The 25679-nt window shown below is 41.0% G+C and carries 23 protein-coding genes, 1 tRNA gene and 1 other RNA gene; 11 read left to right on the top strand and 14 right to left on the bottom strand.

Translation table 11 applies throughout. The features are described from left to right. Positions 1-54: 54 nt before the first annotated feature. On the bottom strand, positions 55-507 hold the full coding sequence (locus PQ461_RS11075) for a DoxX family protein (protein ID WP_274205568.1): 453 nt from the start codon (positions 505-507) through the stop codon (positions 55-57). Positions 508-559: 52 nt separating this feature from the next. After that, the gene (locus PQ461_RS11070) at positions 560-1147 is read right to left on the bottom strand and encodes a Crp/Fnr family transcriptional regulator (protein WP_274205567.1); all 588 of its coding nucleotides are present in this window, start codon (positions 1145-1147) and stop codon (positions 560-562) included. 87 nt (positions 1148-1234) lie between these two features. Between PQ461_RS11070 and PQ461_RS11065 the strand changes: the two genes are divergently transcribed. Together PQ461_RS11065 and PQ461_RS11060 are read left to right on the top strand one after the other, a co-directional pair. Next, positions 1235-1621 (top strand): transmembrane 220 family protein, encoded by a 387-nt coding sequence (locus PQ461_RS11065; protein ID WP_274205566.1) that lies wholly within the window; start codon positions 1235-1237, stop codon positions 1619-1621. 125 nt (positions 1622-1746) lie between these two features. Beyond that, the gene (locus PQ461_RS11060; RefSeq protein WP_274205565.1) at positions 1747-2460 is read left to right on the top strand and encodes an FISUMP domain-containing protein; all 714 of its coding nucleotides are present in this window, start codon (positions 1747-1749) and stop codon (positions 2458-2460) included. Positions 2461-2760: 300 nt separating this feature from the next. On the opposite strand, the gene PQ461_RS11055 is transcribed toward PQ461_RS11060, so the two are convergent. The 5 genes from PQ461_RS11055 to PQ461_RS11035 form a co-directional block, all read right to left on the bottom strand. Beyond that, positions 2761-3261 (bottom strand): hypothetical protein, encoded by a 501-nt coding sequence (locus PQ461_RS11055; RefSeq protein ID WP_274205564.1) that lies wholly within the window; start codon positions 3259-3261, stop codon positions 2761-2763. A gap of 35 nt (positions 3262-3296) precedes the next feature. After that, the gene (locus tag PQ461_RS11050) at positions 3297-4100 is read right to left on the bottom strand and encodes a hypothetical protein (protein WP_274205563.1); all 804 of its coding nucleotides are present in this window, start codon (positions 4098-4100) and stop codon (positions 3297-3299) included. Positions 4101-4215: 115 nt separating this feature from the next. Further along, positions 4216-4299, bottom strand: a tRNA-Leu gene (locus PQ461_RS11045). Positions 4300-4309: 10 nt separating this feature from the next. Beyond that, positions 4310-4837 carry a Fe-S protein assembly co-chaperone HscB gene (gene hscB / locus PQ461_RS11040; RefSeq protein WP_274205562.1) on the bottom strand — a complete coding sequence of 176 codons (528 nt, stop codon included), beginning with the start codon at positions 4835-4837 and terminating at the stop codon, positions 4310-4312. Between the two features lie 87 nt (positions 4838-4924). Continuing rightward, entirely contained in the window at positions 4925-6166 is a 1242-nt protein-coding gene (locus PQ461_RS11035; RefSeq protein ID WP_274205561.1) for an MFS transporter, read from the bottom strand. Positions 6167-6285: 119 nt separating this feature from the next. Between PQ461_RS11035 and PQ461_RS11030 the strand changes: the two genes are divergently transcribed. Next, positions 6286-7167 carry a LysR substrate-binding domain-containing protein gene (locus PQ461_RS11030; RefSeq protein WP_274205560.1) on the top strand — a complete coding sequence of 294 codons (882 nt, stop codon included), beginning with the start codon at positions 6286-6288 and terminating at the stop codon, positions 7165-7167. 26 nt (positions 7168-7193) lie between these two features. Continuing rightward, positions 7194-8396 carry a DUF763 domain-containing protein gene (locus PQ461_RS11025; RefSeq protein ID WP_274205559.1) on the top strand — a complete coding sequence of 401 codons (1203 nt, stop codon included), beginning with the start codon at positions 7194-7196 and terminating at the stop codon, positions 8394-8396. On the opposite strand, the gene PQ461_RS11020 is transcribed toward PQ461_RS11025, so the two are convergent. After that, positions 8388-8921, bottom strand: a complete 534-nt coding sequence (locus tag PQ461_RS11020) for a DUF4142 domain-containing protein (RefSeq protein WP_274205558.1) — start codon at positions 8919-8921, stop codon at positions 8388-8390. The two genes, PQ461_RS11025 and PQ461_RS11020, sit on opposite strands and share 9 nt — an antisense overlap. 79 nt (positions 8922-9000) lie before the next feature. Then, on the bottom strand, positions 9001-9600 hold the full coding sequence (locus PQ461_RS11015) for a short chain dehydrogenase (RefSeq protein WP_274205557.1): 600 nt from the start codon (positions 9598-9600) through the stop codon (positions 9001-9003). Positions 9601-9711: 111 nt separating this feature from the next. Between PQ461_RS11015 and PQ461_RS11010 the strand changes: the two genes are divergently transcribed. Beyond that, positions 9712-10074, top strand: a complete 363-nt coding sequence (locus PQ461_RS11010) for a winged helix-turn-helix transcriptional regulator (protein WP_274205556.1) — start codon at positions 9712-9714, stop codon at positions 10072-10074. Between the two features lie 33 nt (positions 10075-10107). Here the strand turns inward: PQ461_RS11010 and PQ461_RS11005 are convergent, their stop codons facing one another. Then, on the bottom strand, positions 10108-12687 hold the full coding sequence (locus PQ461_RS11005; RefSeq protein WP_274205555.1) for a phosphoenolpyruvate carboxylase: 2580 nt from the start codon (positions 12685-12687) through the stop codon (positions 10108-10110). A 168-nt stretch (positions 12688-12855) separates the two neighbouring features. Here PQ461_RS11005 and PQ461_RS11000 point away from each other — a divergent pair, with 168 nt between their 5' ends. Next, complete coding sequence (locus tag PQ461_RS11000) at positions 12856-15039, top strand: FUSC family membrane protein (RefSeq protein WP_274205554.1); 2184 nt, start codon at positions 12856-12858, stop codon at positions 15037-15039. On the opposite strand, the gene PQ461_RS10995 is transcribed toward PQ461_RS11000, so the two are convergent. The 3 genes from PQ461_RS10995 to PQ461_RS10985 form a co-directional block, all read right to left on the bottom strand. After that, positions 15023-16375 carry a PhoH family protein gene (locus PQ461_RS10995; protein ID WP_274205553.1) on the bottom strand — a complete coding sequence of 451 codons (1353 nt, stop codon included), beginning with the start codon at positions 16373-16375 and terminating at the stop codon, positions 15023-15025. The genes PQ461_RS11000 and PQ461_RS10995 overlap by 17 nt on opposite strands. 638 nt (positions 16376-17013) lie before the next feature. Continuing rightward, positions 17014-17769, bottom strand: coding sequence for a TIGR03915 family putative DNA repair protein (locus PQ461_RS10990; protein WP_274205552.1), 756 nt, complete (start codon positions 17767-17769; stop codon positions 17014-17016). A gap of 2 nt (positions 17770-17771) precedes the next feature. Next, positions 17772-19028, bottom strand: a complete 1257-nt coding sequence (locus PQ461_RS10985) for a putative DNA modification/repair radical SAM protein (protein WP_274205551.1) — start codon at positions 19026-19028, stop codon at positions 17772-17774. Positions 19029-19202: 174 nt separating this feature from the next. Between PQ461_RS10985 and rnpB the strand changes: the two genes are divergently transcribed. The 4 genes from rnpB to PQ461_RS10965 all read left to right on the top strand — a co-directional run bounded on the left by rnpB (position 19203) and on the right by PQ461_RS10965 (position 22915). Next, an RNA gene (gene rnpB / locus PQ461_RS10980) (RNase P RNA component class A) lies at positions 19203-19587 on the top strand. A 125-nt stretch (positions 19588-19712) separates the two neighbouring features. After that, complete coding sequence (locus PQ461_RS10975; RefSeq protein ID WP_274205550.1) at positions 19713-21110, top strand: sigma-54-dependent transcriptional regulator; 1398 nt, start codon at positions 19713-19715, stop codon at positions 21108-21110. A 64-nt stretch (positions 21111-21174) separates the two neighbouring features. Beyond that, positions 21175-22473 (top strand): DNA polymerase Y family protein, encoded by a 1299-nt coding sequence (locus PQ461_RS10970; RefSeq protein WP_274205549.1) that lies wholly within the window; start codon positions 21175-21177, stop codon positions 22471-22473. Continuing rightward, positions 22466-22915: a hypothetical protein gene (locus PQ461_RS10965; RefSeq protein ID WP_274205548.1), complete on the top strand. Its 450-nt coding sequence runs from the start codon at positions 22466-22468 to the stop codon at positions 22913-22915. Before PQ461_RS10970 ends, PQ461_RS10965 begins: the two co-directional genes overlap by 8 nt. Here PQ461_RS10965 and PQ461_RS10960 read toward each other — a convergent pair. Next, positions 22912-23796 (bottom strand): fructosamine kinase family protein, encoded by an 885-nt coding sequence (locus PQ461_RS10960; RefSeq protein ID WP_274205547.1) that lies wholly within the window; start codon positions 23794-23796, stop codon positions 22912-22914. The genes PQ461_RS10965 and PQ461_RS10960 overlap by 4 nt on opposite strands. Before the next feature lie 72 nt (positions 23797-23868). Here PQ461_RS10960 and lepA point away from each other — a divergent pair, with 72 nt between their 5' ends. Next, complete coding sequence (gene lepA, locus PQ461_RS10955) at positions 23869-25656, top strand: translation elongation factor 4 (RefSeq protein WP_274205546.1); 1788 nt, start codon at positions 23869-23871, stop codon at positions 25654-25656. Positions 25657-25679 lie beyond the last annotated feature (23 nt).

The following is a 25679-nucleotide window of genomic DNA, read 5'->3' as shown; positions in this document are numbered from 1 at the left end:
AAAATTACTACTGCATTCCTTAAAATATTCTGCTTCGCTCGTCTCTACTAACCTTCAGCGTTTAATGGCAGAGAAATAAACCCAAAGTATAAACAGTATTTGCAGCGGCACCCTGAACCACAGGTAGTTAATTCCGCTACCATCCAAACTGCCTTTCTGATAATTAATATGATTAAAGGCAGCATAAATATTTGCTGGAAGCAACAGGACGAAAAAAACAATTAACAGCCAACCTGTAACCATACTTATCGCCGGGAAAAGCAGCGCCACACCCGCAGCAATTTCCATTAAGCCGGTTAGGTACACTAACTCGGTTCTGTACGGGATGAACGACGGCAACATCATGGTCATGCCTTTGGTATAGGCAAAATGGCCTATGGCGGTAAACAGCAACATAGCCGACATGGCAATTTTGCCCGATAAGCTAAAGTTATATCCCCCGTAAAAAAGCTTATTTATCACCAACGACAGGGCAAACACACTTATTAATATGATTAGCGGTTTCATCTTTTTTAAGACAAATATCACCAGCATGGCTGCCCCAAACAATGAACCTATGTTAACTAATTGACTTTCTGATACGGCTTAAAGCTTGCGGTGTAATGCCAATATAGGAGGCTATGTATTTCAGCGGGATTTGCTTTATCAGTTTTGGCTGCTCAGTAAATAAGTTGAGGTAGCGCGTTTCGGCATTATCATTTAATAAAGATAACTCCCTCTTGCTCTTTCTTAAAAACAGCTCCTCGCTTGCCTTGCGGCCAATGTAATTACCTATTGCAGTGTCGGCATAAATGGATTGAAGGTCGTGGTACGACAGTCGCCAGAGTACTGTTGGTGCAAGTGTTTCTATGTTGTAGCTTGATGGCTGCTGTGTTAAAAAGGAATCGTAACCGCTGATAAAGCTGTTTTCGAACCCGAAAGAAAACGTGAGTTCGCTGGTTTCTTTAGGGATGTAAAAACGTACCATGCCCGTTTCAATAAACGACAGATAATTTTCGGTTTTACCGGCTGCTAACAGCAAATGCTTTTTAGGATAGGCCACCGGAATTAATTTTGACGCAAACAACTCCCAGTCCATATCCGCAAGGTTTGAAGTGCTGTCGAAATATAAGCGGATCTGGTTTAAAATATCATTTGGTACCGGCATGCCCTCAATATACAGTTTCAGAAATAATGATACGGTTTGTGCTGCAATTTACAGAACTTTATATCTTTAGGCAGATCAATTGCCCCTATGCCTGTATCAACCGGATTTAAAGTTTATAATATCACATTCGTTGTACTGTTCATCATTTTTGCCGGGCTGCAATACAACGACCCCGACCCTTATGTATGGATGCCAATTTACCTGTTAGGTGCCTGGATTTGTTACCAGGCCAGTAAGGGGCAGATGAATATCAGACTTTACATTTTGGGTTTATCTGTTTATAGCTTGTACGCCATATACCTGCTTTTTGACAAAACAGGTGTTATCGACTGGGCAAGTGACCACCATGCCGAAAACATTGTACAAACCATGAAAGCCGAAAAACCCTGGATTGAAGAAACCCGTGAGTTCGGTGGGCTATTGATTTTGATCGTTGTGTTTGTAATTAATTGGATGTATTTGAGGAGGAAGTGAATTAAGGAAACCGCATAAATACAGTTTGCTGTTTTGCAACTTATTTGGTAATCTCAGGCAACAGTCACTTAAAACTTATAGCATAATTCGGTGTTCATGTTTGTGATCCATCAATACTTACAATCATGTCTCCTAAAAATTACCTAACATTAGGCTTTAATAAAATATCATTACTGTATTTATGCATTGTGCTGGCTATGGTATCCTGCAAGAAAAAAGATAAAGACCCCGAGCCGCAAAAACAAGGAGTAACGATTAATGGAGGCTTTTACACGACCGTAAAAATTGGCAACCAGCTTTGGACAAGTGTCAATTATAACGGAGCGGGCGGCGTCAATTATAATAATGGAAGTAATGATGCGGCATATGGGAAATATTATACCAGGCAGGAAGCCCAGGCCATTGTATTACAGGACGGATGGCGCTTACCAAGCAAAGCTGATTTTGACAAGCTGGTTTCCAGTTTTCCTACACAAACAATGAATGGCTACACAGCATTAACATCAGAAAGCTTAAAACAAATACTTTCTTCGTCGGGCTGGGATATAAACGGCAATAACGCATCAGGTTTTAATGCGCTGCCGGCAGGTATTGTTTACATAGATGCTGGCGGAAACAATATCTTCAGATACCGTGGTATAGAAGCTCAATTCGTATCATCTACCAATGAGATGGTAACTGGTGGCGGTACAACAAAGGAAGCGACATGGACGCTCTATTTGCATAGTGAGGTAATAACAGGGCAAAACCCTTTTACAGATTTCATTGGGGGCGTTAGTGGTGTATCGAACAGTGACTCGTACCGATATAGCGTCAGGTTTGTAAAAGATGTGAATTAGCGATCATTCCGGATTAGTGCTTCTATTACGTAACTACATAATTTTGTTGACATTGTTAAGCTATTGTTCATTGTACAAACCATGAAAGCTGAAAAGCCATTGAAGAAACCCGCGAGTTTGGCGGGCTGTTAATCCTGATTGTTGTTTTTGTGATTAACTGGCTGTATTTGAGGAAGGAAAGCCCATGATCTTAAAGGGAATAATAAAATTGAATTATAACACCCATACATCACGGCATAATTCTTTTTCATAGGTTTTAGTTTTAAGTTAAGAAACCCCTGACACGAGGCCGGGGGAATATTAAAATTCCTTTGTGTTAATGGGTATTTCAATGAAGAGATCCTGAAAATCGCCCGCAATTGACTGGATGTAAGAAGTACCTATCTCATCTTGAAATCTAACATTAATTTTTACAGGATATCCAATAGAACCTTTTTGGATGGTTTGTTCAATGATTGTTAATTGATCCCCAACACCCGCCCTTTCATATTTTATAACCTCGTTATCTATAATGTTTTCAATTACAATATTTTTTGCAGGGTTATCTTGTAATTCAATAGTAAAATGAGATTGAAATCCGTTGTTTAAATGAGCTAATAGGGTGCTGTGATTTACTACTTTAAACACAGGTCTAATCTGAAAAATAAATTTCCTTTGTTCTAATCGAGTGATTTCTTGTTGACTTGCAAACGTTTCAGCCTGCAACTTAAAAACAACATACGCAATAAAGAGACTCACGAGACTTGTGCCAAGCCAAGCAACTTGCATTATATCAGAAAAGTTCAAGTACAGTTTTATCATTTAAAGTTTGAGTTAAGCGACAAAATCATGATGCTTCAATGCATCCAATCCTGAGTGAATTTTGACCAAATGGATAATTTACTTTGCGTACCATGTAACCTTAAAAGTTCAAATTTCTTTGTTTGATCACCGGTGATTATCGTTATAGTATCAGTCCACTTTTTTGCCTTGTTATTATAATCCCGAAATATGTATTTATCACCATAATTAGCAACAAGGTAACTTTCGCTTTTATCTTTTAGAACATACCACTCGTTGTGAAAAACTGCATTATACTGTCCGGCTGTTTCCACCATCGATCTCCCGGCTCCAATTATCCATGAGATAATTAAAAATAATACTATTGGATGTGATAAGGCCTCTTTAATGTATTTCTTATAGCATTCGAAGCTTTCTGGTAATGATATCGCATCTTCACCGAGAGTATCTGCTACTTTATTAGTCGCTAATAAGGATAAAATAAAGACAATAAGATTTGCACCGATTATCATTGAATATAAAGTTGTGTAATTAAAGGCGAAGGTTGCGGTAAAATAAAACGTGATAAAGCAGAACAGTACAGTAAGATTCGCAATAACATAATAATGAATTTTTTTTGTCGACCAATTCATTACTGTATCATACACATATATCAACGGCATTATAAATAATGTTATTCCGATGATAGCACGTGCTATTAGATTCAAAACATCACTGATAGACAGCTGTATCATCGATTCTGGAACTCTATTGACTTCTGCGTAAGCTTTTTCATACAAGTATGTAAAATAGTAGATCAACGCTGGAACTACTGTAATGAGAGTACTTATATTTCTAACTAGGTGTTTCTGTAACTTCATGACGGTTTAAGTTTCCACTAAATTACAGTTTTCAAAACTTAATTTAATATACGTGCTTATCGAGTTGATAATAAACCAAAAAAGCCTTCCTGATTTCTCAGAAAGGCTTTGCCTGTACCCAGAGCCGGGGTCGAACCGGCACGGCCTTGCAGCCACAGGTGTTTGAGACCAGCGCGTCTACCGATTCCGCCATCTGGGCATTCCGGTTGTCAGAACCGGGATGCAAATGTATCTAAACTCTCCCTAATCCGCAACAAATATTTTTGTCTATAGTAAATATCTGCAACATGGTTCAGTCTGTCCTCTTTGGCCGTGTCATCAAGTGTCTGATAATCTGCTGTTAACTCATTAAACTGCGCCTGCAAATCATTTTCAACAGCAAGCACTTCTGCCGTAATTGATGCCAGTTGTTCGGCATCATCCACCTCCATCAGGCGCTCGTTAAGTTCCATCATCTCCATTAAAAAGTCGGCCGGCAGTTGCGGTTTCGCCCCTTCTTCCAATAAATTATGCTGCTTTAAAATATAAGCAAGCCGTTTATTAGGGTCGCTTAAAGTTTTATAAGCGTTATTATTAATGGTTGATAGTTCCAGTATCTCCTGCTGCTTCTCGTCGCCCTCGTTGGCATAAAAGTCAGGGTGGTATTTTTTGCTCAGGTCATAAAACTGCTTTTTAAGGGCAGCTTGGTCTATTTCAAAAGCTTCGGGAATATTATAAAATTCAAAGTAGTTGATCATAAGATTATCGCATTGTCAGTAAAAGGTTGACAAGCAAAGGTACATTATGTTTACAAAAGCATAGCCCCTATTGGCAACCGGGTACTTTTATTTACCAAAGCTCAGGCGTTTTCTGTTCAGCAAGTTGCCATCGGTAACATGGTTACGGTACAGCAAAAAGCCTATGGTAGCTGCAATACCGATAAAGCCTTCAATGGCAACGGCTGTCCTGGCACCCAGGCTACTGGCCAATGCACCTATCAGCAAGCTACCCACAGGTATCATACCCTGGTAAGCCATCACATAATAACTGATAGCGCGAGCACGCATATTTGGTGCTGCATGGGTTTGTATGTACGTATTTATGGTTGATGTTTGCGCCATCATACCCACACCGCTTAAGGTCATAAAGATCAGGGCTACAGGTAAAGCTTTTGCGTAAGCCAGTAATAAAATACTGACACCAAAAATGGCGCATGCAAATGTCATGATCCGCATTAGCCCTTTGCTGTTTTTAAGTGTGGCCATGTAGATTGCACTTATTACAGAGCCCAATCCGGCTGCACTTTCAAACCAGCTAAAAGTTTTGGCTGTACCGTTGAAGATATCTTTAGCAAAAATCGGCATTAGCGTATTAAAAGGGATTACAAACAAACTACTGATGGTCAGCATAATAATCAGGCTGCTGATCTCTTTTTCGCCAGCCACATATTTAAAACCTTGTTTAAGCTCTACCCAAATATCAGTTTGTGGCTTGATGCTTTGCTTAACATCCAGCTTCATCATAAACAAGCAGGCAAGCACAGGTATATAGCTTAAAAAGTTGCTTACAAAACAAAAGTCTTCGCCAAGGGTGCTCAGTATAATACCGGCAACTGCTGGTCCGGCAATACGTGCCAGGTTAGTCATGGTTGAGTTAAGGGCAATGGCATTGGGTAGGTCTTCCTTATTCTCTATCATTTCCACCATGATAGATTGGCGGCAGGTAACGTCAAAAGCATTAATGATACCTTGTACAAGGCTCAGAAATATAATGCCCGACATGTTATAGAATTTAAAGAAGATCATGGCGGCAAGCGCACCAGCCTGCAGCATGGAGATCACCTGTGTAGCAACCAGAACCTTAAAACGGTTATGTCTGTCGATATAACTGCCTGCATAAGGCGATAATATCAACGATGGTATCAGGCTTACAAAAGTCACGATACCCAGTAACAATGCCGAACCGGTAAGGCGGTAAACCAACCAGCTAACGGCTGTTTTTTGCATCCAGGTACCAATAAGAGATACTGATTGTCCGTAGAAAAAGAGCTTGAAGTTGCGGTATTTGAGTGATCGGAAAATATTCATAAGCTATATGTTGTAGCGGAAGACTAACCTTCCGCTTGATGATGCTACAAAGATCGGCATAAAGATTACATTTGTAAAATAGATTGTTTTAATGATATTGATAGATAAAAACGATTGATATGGAGATACGGCAGTTAAGTTATTTTGTTAAAGCGGCCGAGTTACTGCACTTTACAGAGGCAGCCGCAGCGGTATACATCACACAGTCTACCCTGTCGCAGCAAATCAAACTGCTGGAGCAGGAACTTGGGCTTCCCTTGTTTGACCGTTTGGGCAAACAGGTGCGCTTAACCGAAGCAGGCAAAGTGTTTTTAACCCATGCCAGGCGCATTTTACTGAATGTGGAGAAAGGCAAACAGGCCATTGCCGACCTCAATAACCTGGTTACCGGGGAATTGCGCATTGGTGTTACTTATGCTTTTACATCACTCATATTACCCGTGTTGCCGGTGTTTACCAAGCGGTACCCATCCGTAAAAATCAATTTGGAATATGGTGCACCGGAGATATTAGAAAACAAGCTCAAGCAATCGGAACTTGATCTGATACTGGCTTTCCATAACCAGAACAACGATCCCGACTTTGATTTGCAGCCGCTTTCCAAATCTGATATTGTGATGGTGGTATCAAAGAAGAACCCGCTGGCTAAATTGGGATCCATTTCCTTAAAGGACATATTGAGCCGTAACCTTATTTTACCGGCTAAAGGTTTCAGCTCACGCAATTTTGTAGACGAACTTTTTGAGCAACGCAAGATTAAACCTGCTATTAAGATTGAAATGAATGATATGCACTCGCTGCTATCATTGGTACAAAACAGCGACGAGATCAGTATCATCAATGAAAAAGCGCTGATTGGCTGGGAAAAGCTGGCAGCCATTCCTATCAGCGGGCGAAAGCTGACCAGGCAGTCGTACATTATATGGCATAAAGGTGCTTACAGAAATAAAGCCGCTGTAATTTTTGCCGAAGAATTATTAAAAGTAAGCAACAAAGTATAATTGTTATTTGCTAACTTTGTTAGTAAATGAAACGTTCGGGATCAGCGGATTTACCTTTACATAATGGCTTTGTGCCCATGTGGCTTGCCGAACGCATGGCTAAACTTGGCCTCGCCGTAGCCGAAATTATGGTGATGGATTTTGGCAGCGATGAATTTATCCGCCGGTTGAGTGATCCTTTCTGGTTTCAAAGCCTGGGTGCTGTTATGGGGATGGACTGGCATTCGTCGGGTATTACCACATCGGTTATGGGGGCTTTAAAGCGGGCACTTAATCCGCATGCCAAAGAATTAGGGATTTACATTGCAGGTGGCAAGGGTAAGTACTCCAGACAAACGCCTGATGAACTACTGATTATTGGCGACCGCACAGGCCTGAACGGAAATGAGTTAGCACATTGCAGTAAACTGGCCGCCAAGGTGGATAACACTGCCATTCAGGATGGTTACCAGCTTTATCTGCACAACTTTGTAGTAAGCAAAACAGGCCAGTGGACGGTAATACAACAAGGCATGAACGATGCCAACAGCACAGCCCGGCGTTATCACTGGCATTCAGAAGGCTTAAAATCTTTTGTAAATGACCCTCATACATTTATTTATGGCAAAAACAGCGGCTATATTTTAAATATGGCTGCAGGCGAGGCTGAAAGTTCGCGCCATGCAGTAATGCAAATGTCGGCAGAGCATCCAAATGATATGTTAGCAGAAGCGCATAAGCTGGTAATGCCAAGGCACCATGATGTACGTGCAGAAGATGTTGACCTGAAACGCTTAGGTGCTGTTTTGTGGCTGGCGCATGAAAAGCAGCCAAAGGATTTTGAAGATCTGCTAATGCTGGAAGGTGTTGGCCCAAGAACTTTGCAATCGCTGGCTTTAGTAAGCGAAGTAATTTATGGCGCGCCGTCAAGATTTAAAGATCCGGCAAGATATTCATTTGCGCATGGTGGTAAAGACGGGCATCCGTTTCCAGTACCTACCAAAACTTATGACGAAACTATAGGTGTGTTGAATACGGCGATATACAAAGCCAAAATTGGCCAGTCGGAGAAGAAAGAGGCCATTAAAAGATTGACTGACATTGCGCAACGCGCAGAGCAAGACTTCACCCCTAACGCAAATTTTGACCAGGTGATACAACAGGAACGTGACAATTCATGGCGCTATGGCGGACGTACGGTGTTCGGCAAGGCCAAACCACCGCAAAATTTACAACTGAGATTATTTTAAACTTGAAGCAATTGCTTTTGCCGAGTCGAGGTGCATTTTTAGTGTTGGCAAAGTTTGATTGGCAAAATCTTTCACAGCAAGGTTTTTATTGTTAGTAGCTGTTTCAAAGTCCTGAACCGTCTTTTCATGGTCGGCCTGCATCATTAGCATATATTGTTTATCAAACTCTGTTCCTGTCTTTTTGGATAGTTCATTAATCATGGCTTGATGTTCTTTGCTTATCTTATCATCAAGTGTAACGTACTTTCCGGTAGCAAGCGTTTTTAACTCTTTACCTGCTTTAGCATGATCTGTAATCATCATTTTAGCAAAATCTATAACTCTCTGGTTTTTAGAATTTTGTTCAGCCACAGTTGCAACTTTAATTTCGGTTAGCCCGGCTTCATTTGCAGCTGTAATAAAACGCAGTGCATCCTGGTCAACCATTGTTTTTTCATTAAAATTTTTAGCCTTTTTATTGTCGCGGCAAGCAGATGCAGTTATAATTAAACAAGCAATAGATGCCACCCAGAGAATATTTTTCATTTTAGTATGTTTTAGTTGCTACAAACTACAACACGCAAAAAAATAGATGGTTTACATCCGGGTGACATTTATGTACTTATCAGCCTGCTACTTCAAACACCTGGCCCGTTTGTGCACCTAAAACACTTTTTACATAAGCTTGCGCTACCTGATGCATAGTTGCAGGAACGTTCCCCGGAAAGTATGGAAAATACGCCGGTGAATCTTCCACCACACCCGGACTAACTGCATTAATGCGTACACCATTATCCAATTCGACAGATGCACCAATAACAAACGAATTAAGCGCGCCATTTACAGTACTTACTGCCGCACCCAACTTAATAGGGTCATGGCTTAAACTTCCCGATGTAATAGTGAATGATCCTTTTGGATTAATATAATGCTGACCGATAAGAACCAGGTTAACCTGTCCCATTAATTTGCTGTTTAACCCAATCCTAAACTCGGTTTCAGTCATTTCATTCAAAGGACCAAAGTGACCGTCGCCGGTTGTGCTAATTAATGCATCAAACTTTCCGATCTTTTCAAATAATTGTTTAATTGATTCGGCAGATGTGATATCAACCTGATAGTCGCCACTTTTTGAACCAACTTTTATAATCTCATTATCTTTTTCAAGTGCTTTTACAACATGTTTACCTATAGTGCCTGTAGCACCTACAATTACAATTTTCATAGTTTTTAATGATCAATTTTCGTCAAAATTAGGCCAATACTATACTTTTGTCAAGTAATTACCTTTTTGTCAAGTAGTAACAAAAAAGTAAGGATTTAGTTATTTCAACGTATGGCTGCAGAAAAAAATGAAATAAAATATCACGGCGTTCAGGAATGCCCCATCACGGCCACTATTGATGTGATTGGCGGCAAGTGGAAGCCCATCATTATTTGGCTGCTTTTGGAAAAGCCTGTGCGTTTTGGCGAACTGCACAAAACCATTGATGGCATAGCGCTGAAGGTATTGTCGCGCCAGTTGAAAGAGCTTGAGGCAGATGGTATCATCATCCGTAAAGCATATCCGGAGATACCGCCTCGGGTTGAATATTCGTTAAGCGAGAAAGGCAGATCCCTGCAAAAGATCATGCAGCTACTTTCAGACTGGAGCCGGGAAAATATCCTGAATACGACACAAAAAAGCCCTAACAATTAATGTTAAGGCTTTAAGTACTGTTATTTCAACCGATTATGCCAGGTTTCTTCCGGCATTTACAATACCATAAACCGTACGGATTACTAATTTATTATAAACCTGTGTCAACTCTTCATCGCAGCCTTTGTTCAGGCAATCAAGCGCGAAATGCTGTATCATCACTAATGGCAATACAATACGTTCGCGGGCTGCGATAGACTTTCTTTCTACCGGCGCCGTTTCCATTAAAATTTGAGTATTGCTAAGTTCGAGCAGCACTTTTTTGGTAAGTTCATATTCGTTGTACAGCATAGTCCAAAACGCACCAAATTTTTCATCATTTTTTAAATGTGCCGTTACCCGGAAATCTGATTTAGACATGGACATCATGCAGTTATCAATCATTGTCTTAAAAAAGCCCGAACGCTGGTAAAGGTCAACCACCTCTTCCCAATGCCCCTCGTTCTTCATTTTATTTAAAGCTGTACCCACACCATAAAAACCCGGAATATTTTGTTTTAACTGGCTCCATGAAGTTACAAAGCTAATGGCACGAAGGTCTTCCAGTTTAAGCGGAGCATCGCTGTTCCGTTTAGTTGGCCGGCTACTGATATTTACACCAGAAAGTAATTTCAGTGGACTAAGCTTCTCCAGGTATTCTGTAAACAAAGGGTGCGTACGTAAACCCATAAACAGATCGTAGCTCTCCTGAGCCATGATAGAGATCAGTTCCTTGTGCCTTTCATCCAGCAGATCTTTGTGATTTTGGTGCAATGCCGAAACGATACCAGCATTAAATAGCTGTTCCAGGTTAAAACGTGCGGTATCTACAGAGCCATATTGCGAACTAACGGTTTGCCCCTGTATGGTAAGCTGGATATGGTTATTGGCAATCTCTTTACCCATTGACGCATAAAAACGGTGTGTTTTACCGCCTCCACGTGCCGGCGGGCCGCCCCTCCCATCAAAAAACGCCAGGTCGATATCATACTTGCGCGCCATGGCAGTAAGTTCAACTTTTGCTTTATATATTGACCAGTTGGCCATCAGGTAACCACCATCTTTGGTACTATCAGAAAAACCAAGCATGATGCTTTGTTTATTACCGCGCGTAGCCAGGTGTTGCTTATAAAAAGGATGGCTGTAAAGTGTTTCCATTACCTGTGCTGCTACCTTAAGGTCATTAACGGTTTCAAACAATGGCATAAAGTCAATGGTCAATTCTTCTTTTTTCCATCCGCTTAAAAGGAACAGATCAATCAATTGCAAAATATCTGAAGCTTGCTGGCAGTTACTGATGATGAATCGTTCACAACCCTTTACCCCATTTTGTTGCTGTATCTTCTTTACCAGTCGGATGGTGTTTAGGGTGTCTTTTATCAGCGCATCTTCTAAATCATCAGGGCAATGAAAGTCGGCTTCGGGGAACGTAATATGTTTGAGTTTTTCCTGCTCTTCAAGCTCGTTATAGTTCTCAGGTAACTGCACACCTGTCTGGTTTGTGATATAGGCATACACTTTACGCAAAACGCGGCTATCCTGGCGTATATCTAAAGTGGCGAAGTAACAGCCGAACAGCTTAATTTTATGTACCAGATCATCAATAATCTCTGTAAATAAACTGTAATGATCGGCAATAAGTACATCCTTTATTTGCTGCAACAGATCAAGCATTTTACTTTGCAGGTCAACGGCATCTTCTTTAGGGCTGAATGCATTCTCGTAAAGTATGCTTTCCAGTTCAGCCATTGCGTTTTCAACCCCACGGAAAGTAATGCGGCGCTTTACATTCCTGAAATCGCGGTAATAGCAACGGAAAATAACCTGGCGCAATATTGATGCAACTGTTTTGGTCGAGTCAGTCTTAACATTCGGATTACCGTCCCTGTCGCCTCCCGGCCAAAAACCCATTTCTAAAAGCTGATGTGTAAACTGATCGGCATCAAAAGCTTCGTTCAGCTTGTTCTGCATCCCGGCAAGCGCATGATAAAATACGTTTTCCAGGAACCAGATCAGGCTCACGGCTTCGTCAACCGGTGTTGGCGATTGCTTATTAAAAAATGGCGTTTTACCTAATTGCTGCAATAAAACATCAATAGAATTAATATCGTTTGTTTTTAACGCATCGATCAGGTCGGTCATTATGGTTAGTACCCTGCTTGGGTAAAACTGGGTAGGGTGTGCAGTAAGCACAATTCTCAGTGAATAGTTTTGCAGCTTTTCCTTTATGGTTTCTCGCATTTGTTCGTCACCCGACATTTGCTGCAATAAATTTTGCAAAGTACCGCTATCTTCAAAACGGGTGATCTTATTAAATGAAGAATCTTCAATGGCATCAAACAACACCACCTGGCGCTCTATGTACTGTATAAAGCGGAACAAGCGATTTAACTGCTCTTTTTCATCAATACCTGGTACATACTTTTCAAAAAACGACTTGATGATTTCAGCAGGCGAATCCTGATTTGCAGCGCCTTTTTCGCAATGGGCGCTGAAAAATGGCAACAGGTTGCCCGTATCCTTCACCTGGTAAAAAGGCAAGGTCAAAAATAAGCTGTTGTAAAGTTCGAAACGGGTAATTACTTCCTGATTGAAAACCGATTCGCGCTGGTTCAGATGTGTTGAAGACGACATAGATAATTTAAGGTGTATATTAAACAACCAAGTGCTATTGCCTGTTTAACATTTGTAAAGATAATATCTACCGTTATTATCGACAATGTTTTATACAGATTATGCCTAATTAAATCAAAAAACTAATTTGTTATAACTTTACAGCCCAATCTCTCTTTAATATTAACAATGGACGTACATTCCCGTGAAATAAAAAGCTTCTTCTTTAGCCAGTATTTTTCAGACGGGCTTAGGATATCGATGGGTATTTTACTTCCGTCATTGATATTTGCTCAGTTTAACATGCTCGATCTGGGGTTGACACTATCATTAGGTGCTGTATGTGTTTGCGTTGTTGATACTCCCGGGCCGCCTGTTTATAAACGTAACAGTATGCTGATATGTAATGCCCTGATATTTGTTGTGGCAATAATTACAGGCTTTGCCCGCATGAATATCTATTTGCTGGGATTAGAAGTTGTATTATTCAGCTTTATATTTTCCATGTTTACCGTGTATGGCAACAGGGCAACGTCTGTGGGCTCTGCCGCTTTGCTAATCATGATATTTGTGATGGACCGCGCTTTGCAACCCAACCAAATACTTACCTATACACTACAAATTACAGCCGGCGGAATATGGTATATGGTCATGAGCCTTTTATTTTTCCGCATCCGGCCGTATAGGGCAACGCAACAGGCGCTTGGCGAGAATATATTAGATGTGGTTAAGTTTTTGCGGATCAAAGCCGATTTTTACCTTATTGAAACTGACATTGACGAAAATTACCGCAAACTGGTTTCGCAGCAAATTAAAGTTAGCCAGCACCAGGATGTAGTGCGGGAGCTTTTATTTAAAAGCCGGGAGTTGGTGAAAGAGTCGACCCATGCCAGCCGTATCCTGGTGTTAACCTTTGTTGACCTGGTAGACATGTTTGAGCAGATTATGGCTACGCATTACGATTACCAGGAAATCAGGGATCGTTTCGGGAAAACCGACGTACTTGAACACATCGGGCATATTGTACAAAGAATGGCCAACGAGCTTGAAAACATAGGTTATGCCGTACTAACCAATACCCGATACCGCGAAGTTTATGATTTTGGCCCTGACCTTGAAGAATTAAAAATAGAAATAGACAACACGCCCGGTAACGCGTGGACGCAAAGTAACCTGGTACTGAAAAAGATCCTGGTCAATGTGCGCGACCTGGGCCAGAAGATTGGCGACATTTGCAGGTACTTCAATTCGTCATCGTCCAAAGACTTACTTAAAAACCCTGAAGGTGTTGAATATACCAAGTTTGTATCCCATCAGGATTATTCTCCTGAGGTATTTTTCAATAATATTACTTTTACTTCCAGCGCATTTAAACATGCTTTGCGGGTTTCGCTGGTGTGTATGGCGGGCTTTATAATTACAAAAAGTAATGGCCTGCTCGAAGTAATTAACCAGGTAACAGGAAAAAAAATAGTTTTTGGCCACCACAGTTATTGGGTATTGCTTACTGTGATTGTCATACTTAAACCAGGATACAGCCTTTCTAAACAAAGAAATGTTGAACGTGTTGGCGGAACAATTATTGGAGGGATCGTTGGTGTATTGGTACTTAGCTTTGTACATAACCGAACTGTAGAAGTACTTTTCCTGATGGTATTTATGGTTGGGGCTTATAGCTTTTTGCGTGTTAATTATATTACCAGCGTTATTTTCATGACGCCTTATGTACTCATCCTGTTCAAGTTTTTAGGTGTTGGGCATTTAGATGTAGCAGAAGAGCGCATTATTGATACCTTGATAGGTGCTGTTATTGCATTTTTGGCAAGTTACCTGTTGTTCCCTACATGGGAGTCAGACCAGTTGATAACTACTGCACGGGACGTGGTTGATTCAAATAACAAATATTTGATTACCATTGGAGAAAACCTGATAGGCCGCCCAATCAGTGTAACAGATTATAAATTGGCCCGTAAAGATGTGTTTGTGAACTCGGCCAATCTTTCAGCTGCATTTGAGCGGATGATTTCTGAACCTCAAAGTAAACAACGTAAAAGCAAAGATGTACACAAGTATGTGGTACTTAACCATATCTTATCTTCTTACCTTGCTACCATTGCATCAAATCTTGCCGGTAAAAGCCTGACAGGCATACGTACGGATAATCTTAAAGCCTTAAAGAAAAATGTTGCCGTACTTAACGAGGTTACTAAAAAACTTGGTGGCATGCCTGTCGAATTTAACACAGAAAACCCATCTGTTGTTGCTGAAGATACCAACGCAGATCAGGATCTACTGCGGGACCAATTAGGCTTCATTAATAAAATAAGCACCGATATTAACCGCGTAACAGATGCTATTATAACAATTCATTAGCCAGATTGGCCAGTTCGCTGCGCTCCCCTTTTTGCAAGGTAATGTGAGCGTATAACGGATGGTCTTTTGCCTTATCAATCAGGTATGATAAGCCATTACTTTCTGCATCCAGATAGGGTGTATCAATCTGGTATATATCGCCAGTAAATACAAATTTGCTATTCTCTCCTGCCCTTGAAATAATGGTCTTTATTTCATGCGGTGTAAGATTCTGCGCTTCGTCTACAATAAAGAATATTTTGGTAAGTGTCCTGCCGCGAATAAATGCCAATGGTGCAATAGAAATCTTATCGCTTGTAACGAGTTCGTCAATCTTTGCCTGCATTTTAGGGTCTTCTGCAAATTGCTCACGGATGTATTTCAGGTTATCCCATATCGGTGCCATGTAGGGGTCCACCTTGCTTTTTACATCGCCAGGCAAAAAGCCTATATCCTTGTTGCTCAGCGGTACAATTGGCCGGGTAACATAGATTTGCCTGTAGGTTTTACGTTGTTCCAATGCACTCGCTAAAGCAATTAGTGTTTTACCTGTACCTGCGTTGCCTTGTATGGTGACCAGTTTGATATCCGGATCAAGCAAGGCATGTATAGCAAATGCCTGTTCGGGGTTTTTAGGATAGATATTAAAAACTGGCTGTTCGGTGATGTGCTGTAATGAGCCTGTTTGTGTGTGATAAAATCCGGCAGCGGTTTTATTTTTACTATTGATCAGGAAAAAACGATTGCCTTTAGGCGGCGTAATCCCAAAGCTATCCGGGCTGGTTACTCCCTGCTTTATAAACTGATTTAAAGCTTTTTCGGTTACTTTATTTACGGTGTTTTTACCGGTATAAAGTTCGTCTAGGTTTTTGACCTTACCTGTCTCATAATCTTCTGCTTGCAGATTAAGCGATTTAGCTTTCAGCCGAAGGCATATATCTTTCGAAACTAATATTACCTTCTTTTGCGAATATTCTTGTTGCAGGCTTAAAGCAGCATTTAAAATGCGGTGGTCTGTCTTTGACGAGCCAAATACCTCTTCTGCATTGATATGGCTGGTACTTACATCCATCACCACCTTAAAGTTACCCTTATGGGTACCGTTTAATGGCAGCCAGTCGTTAAGCGTATGCTGAGTTGAAAATTCGTCCATTAGTCTGATAAAGCTACGTGCTTCAAAATTGCGCGTATCATTACCGGTTTTCATATTGTCCAGCTCTTCAAGTACCTGAACCGGAATAGCCACATCATGTTCCTGGAAGTTTTCAAAAGCGTTGTGATCATAAAGGATCACAGATGTATCTAAAACAAAAATTTTGTTACTGCCTGTAGTTCGGCTTGCGTTCCCTTTAGCCATAATGGCTAAAATAGATAATTTGGATTTGGAGAGGAAATAAAACAGGAATAAAAAGCTTGTAAAAGCAAAACGGAGACCGACTTTGTTCAAGTGATCTCCGTTTCAAACTCCAATGCTTAGCCGTAGCTATCATTAAAGCATCAAAACGATTAATGTATCCTGACCGATCTGCTTTTCTTTACCGGCACGCGGTACTTACTTACAAGATCATTGCTTTGTTTTTACACAGTTCTCCGTAAAGTACGGTGTCTAAATTGCAATACCTCTGTTAAATTATTCTGGTAATTTACTTCACTTTAGCAGATGCTACTTGCGTAATTTCGTGCTACATGATTTCAGTTTGTTAATTCTTCAAACCGGCTATCTGTTGCTTTCGCCACACATCACCGTAGGAATTGGACACTTTCTGAAAATCACTTTAATGAGCAGTGATTGTTCCAGTATAACTTAGAGACTTCCCGTGATCTTTAGTTCCTCCGAAGATTCACCCGATTCACTTTCAAATTCTCAAGGCTGTCAAAGTACGTCGTTGTTGATGATTACAATATCGGATTAAATACCAATACGTGTCAAGTAAAAAAATCAAATATCTATCAAATAATATTTATCTATTTGATTATCAGAAAGAATAATTTAAATTAAATTTTTTCTGTCAGATGTTTCCAGTAACGTTTTGGTATATGCCTTAAATGGAGCTTAGTATTTTTACGTGCCGGAATGTTTACGCTGTTAAAATAATTTTGCCATAATGATTGATACATGCCTTCGTTTTCATTGTAAACAGATATGGCATTTCCCGGATTAATAGTGGCAAAATCAAGCGAGATAAATTGCGTATCGTGCAGGTCATAGTAAATACCGTAGCTGCGTTTAATGTCATAAATAATCCAGCGCTGATCGGCGTAGCGGCTTTTAAAATGTTTAATCAACAAAGGCAGCACATTAAAATCCGGCTCAATGGCCGAATAAAAAGTTCTATCCTTCAACTCCTGGAAACGGACAAAGGCTTCCATGCGGTGCTTTTCACGGCGTACCATCCGTACAATTTCAGAAACGCGCATCACATATTTATTACCATAGTCCTCTTCTATATTTTGGTTTGCATCAAAAACATAGCGGATGTAACCCATCAAATTATCATCCTCGCCGTCCATCTCTGCCAGATGCGCAGCATACAAACGTTGCAGGCCCATCGGTGTCAACTTTTCTTTTAAGCCTTTCAATACACGCGATGCACGGTTATTGTCAGTAACCACCTTCATCACGTTTTCAAATAGTGCAGTATTATGCCACTCCCCTTTTTGCATCCGTACATGCGTAAGTTTATGTGCATAAACTTCATACACTGCCGTAAGCAAACCTTCAAAAGATCCGTCGTATATCAGTGTGGTCATACTTAAAACAGATTTAACTGATTGGGTATATTTTTTAAATACTTACTCTGCGATTCGGCCAAGATATATTGTTTAATGGCTGTTGCTGTTAAATCCCGACGTTCGTATTTAGGGCTTTTACAGGTAATAAAATAACGCGCCCTATTAACAGCCACACCAATCTTTTTTAGTTGCTCCCAGTTTAAATGGTTAAACTGGCGGGCAGCCACTATTTTATGAGCCGACTGCAAACCAATACCCGGCACCCTTAAAATCATTTGCAGATCGGCCCGGTTAATATCTAATGGAAACACCTGCATATTTCGTAATGCCCAACTCAATTTAGGGTCGATATCCAAGTCCAGAAGCGGATTATTGGGATTTACAATTTCATCAACATTAAAATAATAATTACGCATTAACCAATCGGCCTGGTAAAGCCGGTTCTCGCGTACCATAGGTACACTTGTATTTAATGCAGGCAAACGGCTGTCGCTCAAAACAGGTACATACCCCGAGTAATAAACCCTTTTGAGTTTATAATTTTTATAGAACTGATCTGAAGTAGTTAGTATCTGCTGATCGGTTTCTGGTGTGGCACCTATAATTACCTGTGTGCTTTGCCCGGCCGGGGCAAACATCGGCGCTTTCTTAAAAAGCTTCTTCTCCTCAGTTCGTAAAATGATCTCATTTTTAAGAAAGCCCATCGGCTTTATCATTTCCTGCCGGTTCTTATCAGGTGCCAATAGTTTTAAGCCTTCTTCTGTAGGCATCTCTAAATTAACGCTCAGGCGGTCGGCATATAAACCGGCTTCGCGCATTAGCTCATCACTTGCACCGGGAATAGATTTTAAATGGATATAACCGTTAAAGTTATGCTCGGTACGCAGCTTTTTCGCCACCAGCACAAGGCGTTCCATTGTATAGTCGGCATCTTTAAATATACCCGAACTTAAAAATAAGCCCTCTATATAATTACGGCGGTAAAAGTTGATGGTCAGGTCCACTACCTCTTGCACAGTAAATGCCGCCCGTTTTATGTCGTTACTTTTTCGCGAAACACAGTAGGCACAGTCATAAATGCAAAAGTTGGTTAATAAAATTTTAAGTAATGATACGCATCGACCATCTTCGGTATAAGTATGGCATATCCCGTTGCTGGCATTACCTAAACCTTTATCTTTATTTTTACGCTTGCTGCCGCTTGATGCACATGATACATCATATTTTGCAGCATCCGCTAAAATATTCAACTTCTCCGTTATCCTGTCCGCATTCATATAAATCAAAAATACTAATTATTTTAGCAAATAAAATAAATGAACTAAATATTTGAGAGCAGAAAGTTGTAAAGAACTTGTGGCTTAATATTTAGGAGAAGAATATTAAAGTCCTCTCCAAGGGAGAGGATTTAGGTGAGGCTTTAATCACTCAATATAAAAGCGTACTTTTGCAGCACAAAACGTTCTATCGCTGTTTCGGCTTTTGCCGGGATAGAGGAAAGTCCGGGCAACACAGAGCATCCTGCTTCCTAACGGGAAGGCGCCGTACCAGCCGGCGACAGCCAGTGCCACAGAGAATATACCGCCCGTTTACGGGTAAGGGTGAAAACGTGAGGTAAGAGCTCACGGCTTTTCCGGGCGACCGGGATTGCGGTAAACCTCAGGAGTTGAAAAACCAAATAGGTCCTGAATTTAAAGCTGCTCGCTTTTATATGTTGCTTCGGCAACATGGTCAGGATGGGTAGGTTGATAGAGCCTGGCAGCAATGCCCGGCCCAGATTAATGATAGAATTGCCTTTAGGCAAACAGAACCCGGCTTATAGTTTTGTTGCTGGTTTTTAACCCTTTCCGTAAAAACGAGAGGGTTATTTTTTTATTTTAAAACAATTTGCCAAGTGTTTGTTTTTCTATACAAATATCTAAATTAGCACTCATAGAACATTTACCCGAATTAGACCAAGCATGGCTAAAATCCTGATTATTGATGACGAGCGCGCTATCCGCAACACGCTCAGAGAGATTCTTGAATACGAAGATTACGAAGTAGAAGATGTAGATAACGGTATTGATGGGTTACAAATGATCCGCAATAATAGTTATGACCTTGTACTGTGTGATATTAAAATGAACCGCATGGACGGCATGGAGGTATTAACCGAAGGCCTGACCATTAAACCCGATCTACCGTTTATAATGATATCTGGCCACGGCACCGTTGAAACAGCCGTGGAAGCAAGTAAAAAAGGCGCCTTCGATTTTATATCAAAACCACCTGATCTTAACCGTTTATTAATTACCGTACGCAACGCGCTTGACCGCGGCAGTTTGGTAACCGAGGCAAAAACTTTAAAACGTAAGGTTTCTAAAGTACGCCCAATATTAGGTAACTCGCAGGCTATCGTTAAAATCAAAGAAACCATTGATCGCGTTGCCCCTACTGATGCCCGTGTATTAATTACCGGTGCCAATGGTAGCGGTAAAGAACTGGTGGCACGCTGGTTACACGAAAAATCAAACCGGGCTAACGCTCCTATTATAGAAGTAAACTGTGCGGCTATTCCTTCAGAATTAATTGAAAGTGAGCTTTTCGGACATGAAAAGGGTTCATTTACCTCAGCTGTAAAACAGCGTATCGGTAAGTTTGAATCGGCAAGTGGTGGTACTTTATTCCTTGATGAAATTGGCGACATGAGCCATTCGGCACAGGCTAAAGTATTACGTGCCTTGCAGGAAAGCAAAATAACCCGGGTAGGTGGCGAAAAGGAAATTGAGGTTGACGTTCGCGTTGTTGCGGCAACCAACAAAGACCTTTTAAGAGAGATTGAATTAGGCAATTTCCGGATGGACTTGTACCATCGTTTAAGTGTGATCCTGATCCATGTGCCACCACTGGGAGAACGCCGCGAAGACATCCCACTGTTAACACAGTCTTTCCTGGAAGAAATTTGCAGTGAATACGGTATGCCTGTCAAAAAAGTATCTGAAGCAGGTATGGAAGCGCTTAAAGCCCTACCGTGGACAGGTAACATTCGTGAATTGCGCAATATGGTTGAGCGCTTAATCATCCTGAGCGACAAGGTAATTACCGATGGTGATGTAAAGGCCTTTGCTAATCCATCTGCCCCGGTTACAGCAGCAACGATTGGCTCTGGTGGCGAAATTACAGCAACCGCACCGCAGACAGATTTCGATCAGTTCAAGAACTTCCAGGAATATAAGGACCATGCAGAACGTGAGTACATCAAGTTCAAACTGGAAAAAAACAACTGGAACGTATCAAAAACTGCTGATGACATTGACATACAACGAAGTCACTTGTATAGCAAAATAGAAAAGTACGGATTAAAAAGGGGCGAATAAGCCCCTTTTCTTTTTTTACATAAATTGACTTGCTATTTGCTAATATTATTAGCAAATTTGTTTTGTGAACCAAAACTCGATACATGCGAAAACCGAAGCCCGTGTACTCTTTGTAGACATGGACAGCTTCTTTGCCCGTTGCGAGCAACAGGTTAACTACTGGCTGCGCAACAGACCTGTTGGTGTTTGTGTTTATACCGGCAAATACGGCTGTGTGATCTCTTTATCTAAAGAGGCTAAAGCGCTCGGCATAAAAGCCGGAACCCGCCTTAATGATGTAATGGAACTTTGCCCCGACTTTGTTCCGATAGAAAGCAACCCTACACGCTACCGCGAATTTCATGTTAGAATAATTTCTGTTTTACAGCGCTATTGTCAGGAGGTGGTCCCGAAAAGTATCGACGAGGCAATCATAAACCTTACCGACTACAAACTGGTACACCCCGACCCTGTTAAGGTTGCCCGGCAAATTAAGCAGGATATATTAAATGAGGTTGGCGATTGGCTCACTTGTTCTGTAGGTATTGCGCCCAATGCTTTTTTAGCTAAGCTTGGTTCAGTGATCGGGAAAAAAGGTGATGGCCTGCAGGTGATTGATCATGATAATATTGATGATGTTTTACGAAAACTAAAACTTGGCGACCTGCCAGGCATCGGCAAGCAAATGTGCTACCGGCTTGAACGTAATGGCGTTAACACCCCTCTTGAAATGCGCTATACATCGGCGCAAAAGCTTAAAGCCATATTTAAAAGTATTGAAGGTATTTACTGGCATTACCGTTTAAATTTTATTGAGACCAATATCGTTGCGCACGATTATAAAGGTATGCAATCTATGCGCCAGGTATCAAAAGACAAGCGGGAGAACCCTGAATACATGCAGCAACTGTTTTTAACACTTTGCTGCACGCTTGAAAAGCGGATGGTTAGGCATAAGTTTTACTGCAAAGCCATAGGCTTTAGTTTGCATTATGTGAACGGCGACCGTTGGGAAGATGGTTTCCGCATTACCACACCTGTACAGGATGCCATTAGCCTGATGAATATGATTAAGCTTCGTATCAGCCAATTTGAGGAGAAAACGAAATCTGCACCTGTTTTTAACAACCAGATCTCCAGCATCCGCATAGCCGTGACTGATTTTATTGAAAACGGGCACATGCTGTATTCGCTGTTTGAGGATATGGACCAGAAAGAAACTGCCCGTAAAACCATGCATGCCATTAAAGATCGCTTTGGTTACAACAAAATTATGCGTGCGGTTGAAATGACAGACAACACCGTAATTAAAGACGTGATCGGCTTTGGTTCGGTGAAAGATTTAACAGATTTAGATTATGCAACTATACCGAGATATGAGTAATCATTTAACATTTACACAAACAATTGATATACAATGTAAAGTTTTACTAAAAACATTTACTCATAACGATTTTTTAATCATTGATTTGGCTTATCAGCAATACCTTTTGTCACAAGAAAGGTTTAATAAATATGATTATGATGAAAAAAATGATTTATTAATAACGCTATCTGACGACGAAAAGCAAAGAAGAGATGCATGCAATCCCTTAACACCAGATCTTGTAACGTACCGCTTATATACCTTAGCTGAAAAGCTCAATCTTGGTATAGCGGCAATAGATATTATTATTGACAGGCTATTATCTTATAACATTTTCAGGTTATGTATTGATCAGCCTGTTGAATCTTATCAGGATAATAAATGGGCAACCGAATATGAGTTTACTTATTTTGGTATTTATGTCGCCGAATTGTGCAGATTTAGGGATATCATTAATTAAATATAACTCTCCAGTGCGTCCCTTACCTGCCCAAGGTAACTCAATCCAAACAAGTTTAAGTGTAGCAGCAAAGGGTACAAATTCCATAAATCAATCCTTTGTCGCCAGTCTGCATTTAAAGGAAAAGTTTCCTGATAAGCTTCGTAGAAGCGGGGCGAAAAACCACCGAATAAGGTAGTCATGGCTATATCAAACTCGCGGTTGCCGTAGCTAACTGCCGGGTCTATCAGGTATGGCGTTTCATTGGTTGCTATTAAGTAATTGCCACTCCACAGGTCGCCATGAATAAGAGAAGGCGCTTCCTGGTCAAACAGGTTGTTTAGCTTTTGATATAATAACTCAAAGTTCTTTAAATCAGTAAGGTTAAGCTTATTTTTATCAATAGCAGCTTTAACCATTGGCTGTAATCGCTGCTCTACAAAAAAGGCAGACCATGTTTCGTGCTTCTGATTAAATTGCCGCATTGAACCCATGTAATTATCGCTATTAAAACCAAATGCACTATGCGAGTGCTTATGCATTCGAGCAAGTTTTCTACCTAAGCGCTCTGCTCCTTTCTCAGTTGCACGCCGGCTTTCAATCCACTCCATCACCAGGTAACTTTTATCTTCAAAATCACTTTGCAGTATTACCTGCGGTACTGCAATCGTCCTGGTATCACCTATTGTTTCTAAACCTAAAGCTTCGCAAGCAAACATATCCGGATAAGCAGCTTTACTGTTCTGTTTCAGCATTAATTTACCCTGGTTGGTTCCAAGGCAATAAGCCTGATTGATACTGCCGCCACTAACGGCCGTTGTGCTGTTTATCTTAACGTTATCTTTTAATACAACCGATAATTTATTTTCTATATCAGTTAAAACAGCTTGCATTGGTGCCATAAGGCTAATGTAAGCTTTTGTAGTTTTACGTATCTGATTTATCGGCGCAAAACGCTACTTTTGCAGCTTACAATGAAGCACATTCGTAATTTTTGCATTATTGCACACATCGACCACGGTAAGAGTACACTTGCCGACAGGTTATTAGAATATACAGCTACAGTAACTCAGCGCGAGTCGCAAGCACAATTGCTTGATGATATGGACCTTGAGCGTGAGCGTGGTATTACCATTAAAAGTCACGCCATTCAGATGAACTATAAACTGGATGGACAGGACTACGTATTAAACCTGATTGATACCCCGGGGCACGTGGATTTTTCTTATGAAGTTTCCCGTTCTATAGCTGCCTGCGAAGGTGCGTTATTAATTGTAGATGCTTCGCAAGGTATCCAGGCGCAAACGATATCAAACCTTTACCTGGCTTTAGAGAACGACCTGGAAATTATCCCGGTGTTGAATAAAATGGACCTTCCGGGTGCTATGCCAGAGGAAGTGAAAGACCAGATTGTCGACCTGATCGGTTGTAAGCGTGAAGAAATTTTAGCTGCTTCGGGTAAAACGGGTATGGGTGTGCATGATGTTTTACGTGCCATTGTTGAACGTGTACCGGCACCGGTAGGTGATCCTGAAGCACCGCTTCAGGCATTGATCTTCGACTCTGTATTTAATTCTTTCCGCGGTATTATTGCTTACTTCAAGGTAGTTAACGGCGAGATCCGTAAAAATACCAAAGTAAAATTCATGGCCACCGGTAAGGAATACATTGCCGATGAGGTAGGGACATTGAAACTTAATCCACTGCCAAAAGATGTCATTAAAACCGGCGACGTAGGTTATATCATTTCTGGTATTAAAGAGGCACGCGAGGTAAAAGTTGGTGATACCATCACTTTGGTTGAGCGTCCGGCAGCCGAAGGCATCCAGGGTTTTGAAGAAGTAAAGCCAATGGTATTTGCCGGTATTTACCCGGTTGATACCGAAGACTATGAAGAGCTTCGCGAGTCAATGGCTAAACTACAGCTTAACGATGCATCTTTGGTTTTTGAACCAGAATCATCTGCGGCTTTAGGCTTTGGTTTCCGTTGCGGTTTCCTGGGCATGCTTCACATGGAGATCATCCAGGAGCGTTTGGAGCGCGAGTTCGACATGACGGTAATTACAACCGTCCCCAACGTGTCGTACATTGCATTTACCACCAAAGGCGAAGAGCTGATTGTAAACAATCCATCTGACTTGCCCGATCCAAGCAAGATGGACTTTGTTGAAGAGCCTTTTATTAAAGCAAACATCATTACTAAAGCCGAATTTGTTGGTCCGGTAATGTCTTTATGTATACAGAAACGTGGTGTAATTGTCAATCAGTCTTATCTGACATCAGACCGTGTAGAATTGGTGTTTGAAATGCCTATGGGCGAGATCGTGTTCGACTTTTATGATAAACTGAAAACTATCTCTAAAGGCTATGCTTCGTTTGACTATCACCAAATCGGTTACCGCCAGTCTGATCTTGTACGTCTGGATATTCGCCTGAACGGTGAGCCTGTGGATGCACTATCATCACTGATCCACCGTAGCAACTCATACGATTTTGGTAAGAAGATCTGCGAAAAGCTGAAAGAGCTGATTCCGCGCCAGCAGTTTGAAATTGCCATACAAGCTTCTATCGGTGCTAAAGTTATTGCCCGCGAGAACGTACGCGCCCTACGTAAAGACGTAACCGCTAAATGTTATGGTGGTGATATTTCGCGTAAGCGTAAATTGTTGGAGAAACAGAAAAAAGGTAAAAAGCGTATGCGCCAGGTTGGTAACGTAGAAATACCGCAATCGGCGTTTATGGCTGTATTGAAACTGGATTAAGCGTACGATGAATGTGCAGGATG

Source organism: Mucilaginibacter sp. KACC 22063, assembly GCF_028736115.1.
Lineage (GTDB): Bacteria > Bacteroidota > Bacteroidia > Sphingobacteriales > Sphingobacteriaceae > Mucilaginibacter.
The sequence above is the reverse complement of the archived record's forward strand: the minus strand, read 5'-3'. Positions and strand labels throughout refer to the sequence as shown.

Excerpts from the sequence above, each read along its gene's own strand:
- PQ461_RS11020 (WP_274205558.1), bottom strand. The coding sequence starts at position 8,921 with ATGAAAAATATTCTCTGGGTGGCATCTATTGCTTGTTTAATTATAACT.
- PQ461_RS11055 (WP_274205564.1), bottom strand. The coding sequence starts at position 3,261 with ATGATAAAACTGTACTTGAACTTTTCTGATATAATGCAAGTTGCTTGG.
- PQ461_RS11050 (WP_274205563.1), bottom strand. The coding sequence starts at position 4,100 with ATGAAGTTACAGAAACACCTAGTTAGAAATATAAGTACTCTCATTACA.
- PQ461_RS11070 (WP_274205567.1), bottom strand. The coding sequence starts at position 1,147 with ATGCCGGTACCAAATGATATTTTAAACCAGATCCGCTTATATTTCGAC.
- PQ461_RS11000 (WP_274205554.1), top strand. The coding sequence starts at position 12,856 with ATGGACGTACATTCCCGTGAAATAAAAAGCTTCTTCTTTAGCCAGTAT.
- PQ461_RS10990 (WP_274205552.1), bottom strand. The coding sequence starts at position 17,769 with ATGACCACACTGATATACGACGGATCTTTTGAAGGTTTGCTTACGGCA.
- PQ461_RS10975 (WP_274205550.1), top strand. The coding sequence starts at position 19,713 with ATGGCTAAAATCCTGATTATTGATGACGAGCGCGCTATCCGCAACACG.
- PQ461_RS10985 (WP_274205551.1), bottom strand. The coding sequence starts at position 19,028 with ATGAATGCGGACAGGATAACGGAGAAGTTGAATATTTTAGCGGATGCT.
- lepA (WP_274205546.1), top strand. The coding sequence starts at position 23,869 with ATGAAGCACATTCGTAATTTTTGCATTATTGCACACATCGACCACGGT.
- PQ461_RS11025 (WP_274205559.1), top strand. The coding sequence starts at position 7,194 with ATGAAACGTTCGGGATCAGCGGATTTACCTTTACATAATGGCTTTGTG.
- PQ461_RS11005 (WP_274205555.1), bottom strand. The coding sequence starts at position 12,687 with ATGTCGTCTTCAACACATCTGAACCAGCGCGAATCGGTTTTCAATCAG.
- PQ461_RS10995 (WP_274205553.1), bottom strand. The coding sequence starts at position 16,375 with ATGGCTAAAGGGAACGCAAGCCGAACTACAGGCAGTAACAAAATTTTT.
- PQ461_RS11060 (WP_274205565.1), top strand. The coding sequence starts at position 1,747 with ATGTCTCCTAAAAATTACCTAACATTAGGCTTTAATAAAATATCATTA.
- PQ461_RS11010 (WP_274205556.1), top strand. The coding sequence starts at position 9,712 with ATGGCTGCAGAAAAAAATGAAATAAAATATCACGGCGTTCAGGAATGC.
- PQ461_RS11075 (WP_274205568.1), bottom strand. The coding sequence starts at position 507 with ATGAAACCGCTAATCATATTAATAAGTGTGTTTGCCCTGTCGTTGGTG.
- PQ461_RS11015 (WP_274205557.1), bottom strand. The coding sequence starts at position 9,600 with ATGAAAATTGTAATTGTAGGTGCTACAGGCACTATAGGTAAACATGTT.
- PQ461_RS10960 (WP_274205547.1), bottom strand. The coding sequence starts at position 23,796 with ATGGCACCAATGCAAGCTGTTTTAACTGATATAGAAAATAAATTATCG.
- PQ461_RS10965 (WP_274205548.1), top strand. The coding sequence starts at position 22,466 with ATGAGTAATCATTTAACATTTACACAAACAATTGATATACAATGTAAA.
- PQ461_RS11030 (WP_274205560.1), top strand. The coding sequence starts at position 6,286 with ATGGAGATACGGCAGTTAAGTTATTTTGTTAAAGCGGCCGAGTTACTG.
- PQ461_RS11035 (WP_274205561.1), bottom strand. The coding sequence starts at position 6,166 with ATGAATATTTTCCGATCACTCAAATACCGCAACTTCAAGCTCTTTTTC.
- PQ461_RS11065 (WP_274205566.1), top strand. The coding sequence starts at position 1,235 with ATGCCTGTATCAACCGGATTTAAAGTTTATAATATCACATTCGTTGTA.
- hscB (WP_274205562.1), bottom strand. The coding sequence starts at position 4,837 with ATGATCAACTACTTTGAATTTTATAATATTCCCGAAGCTTTTGAAATA.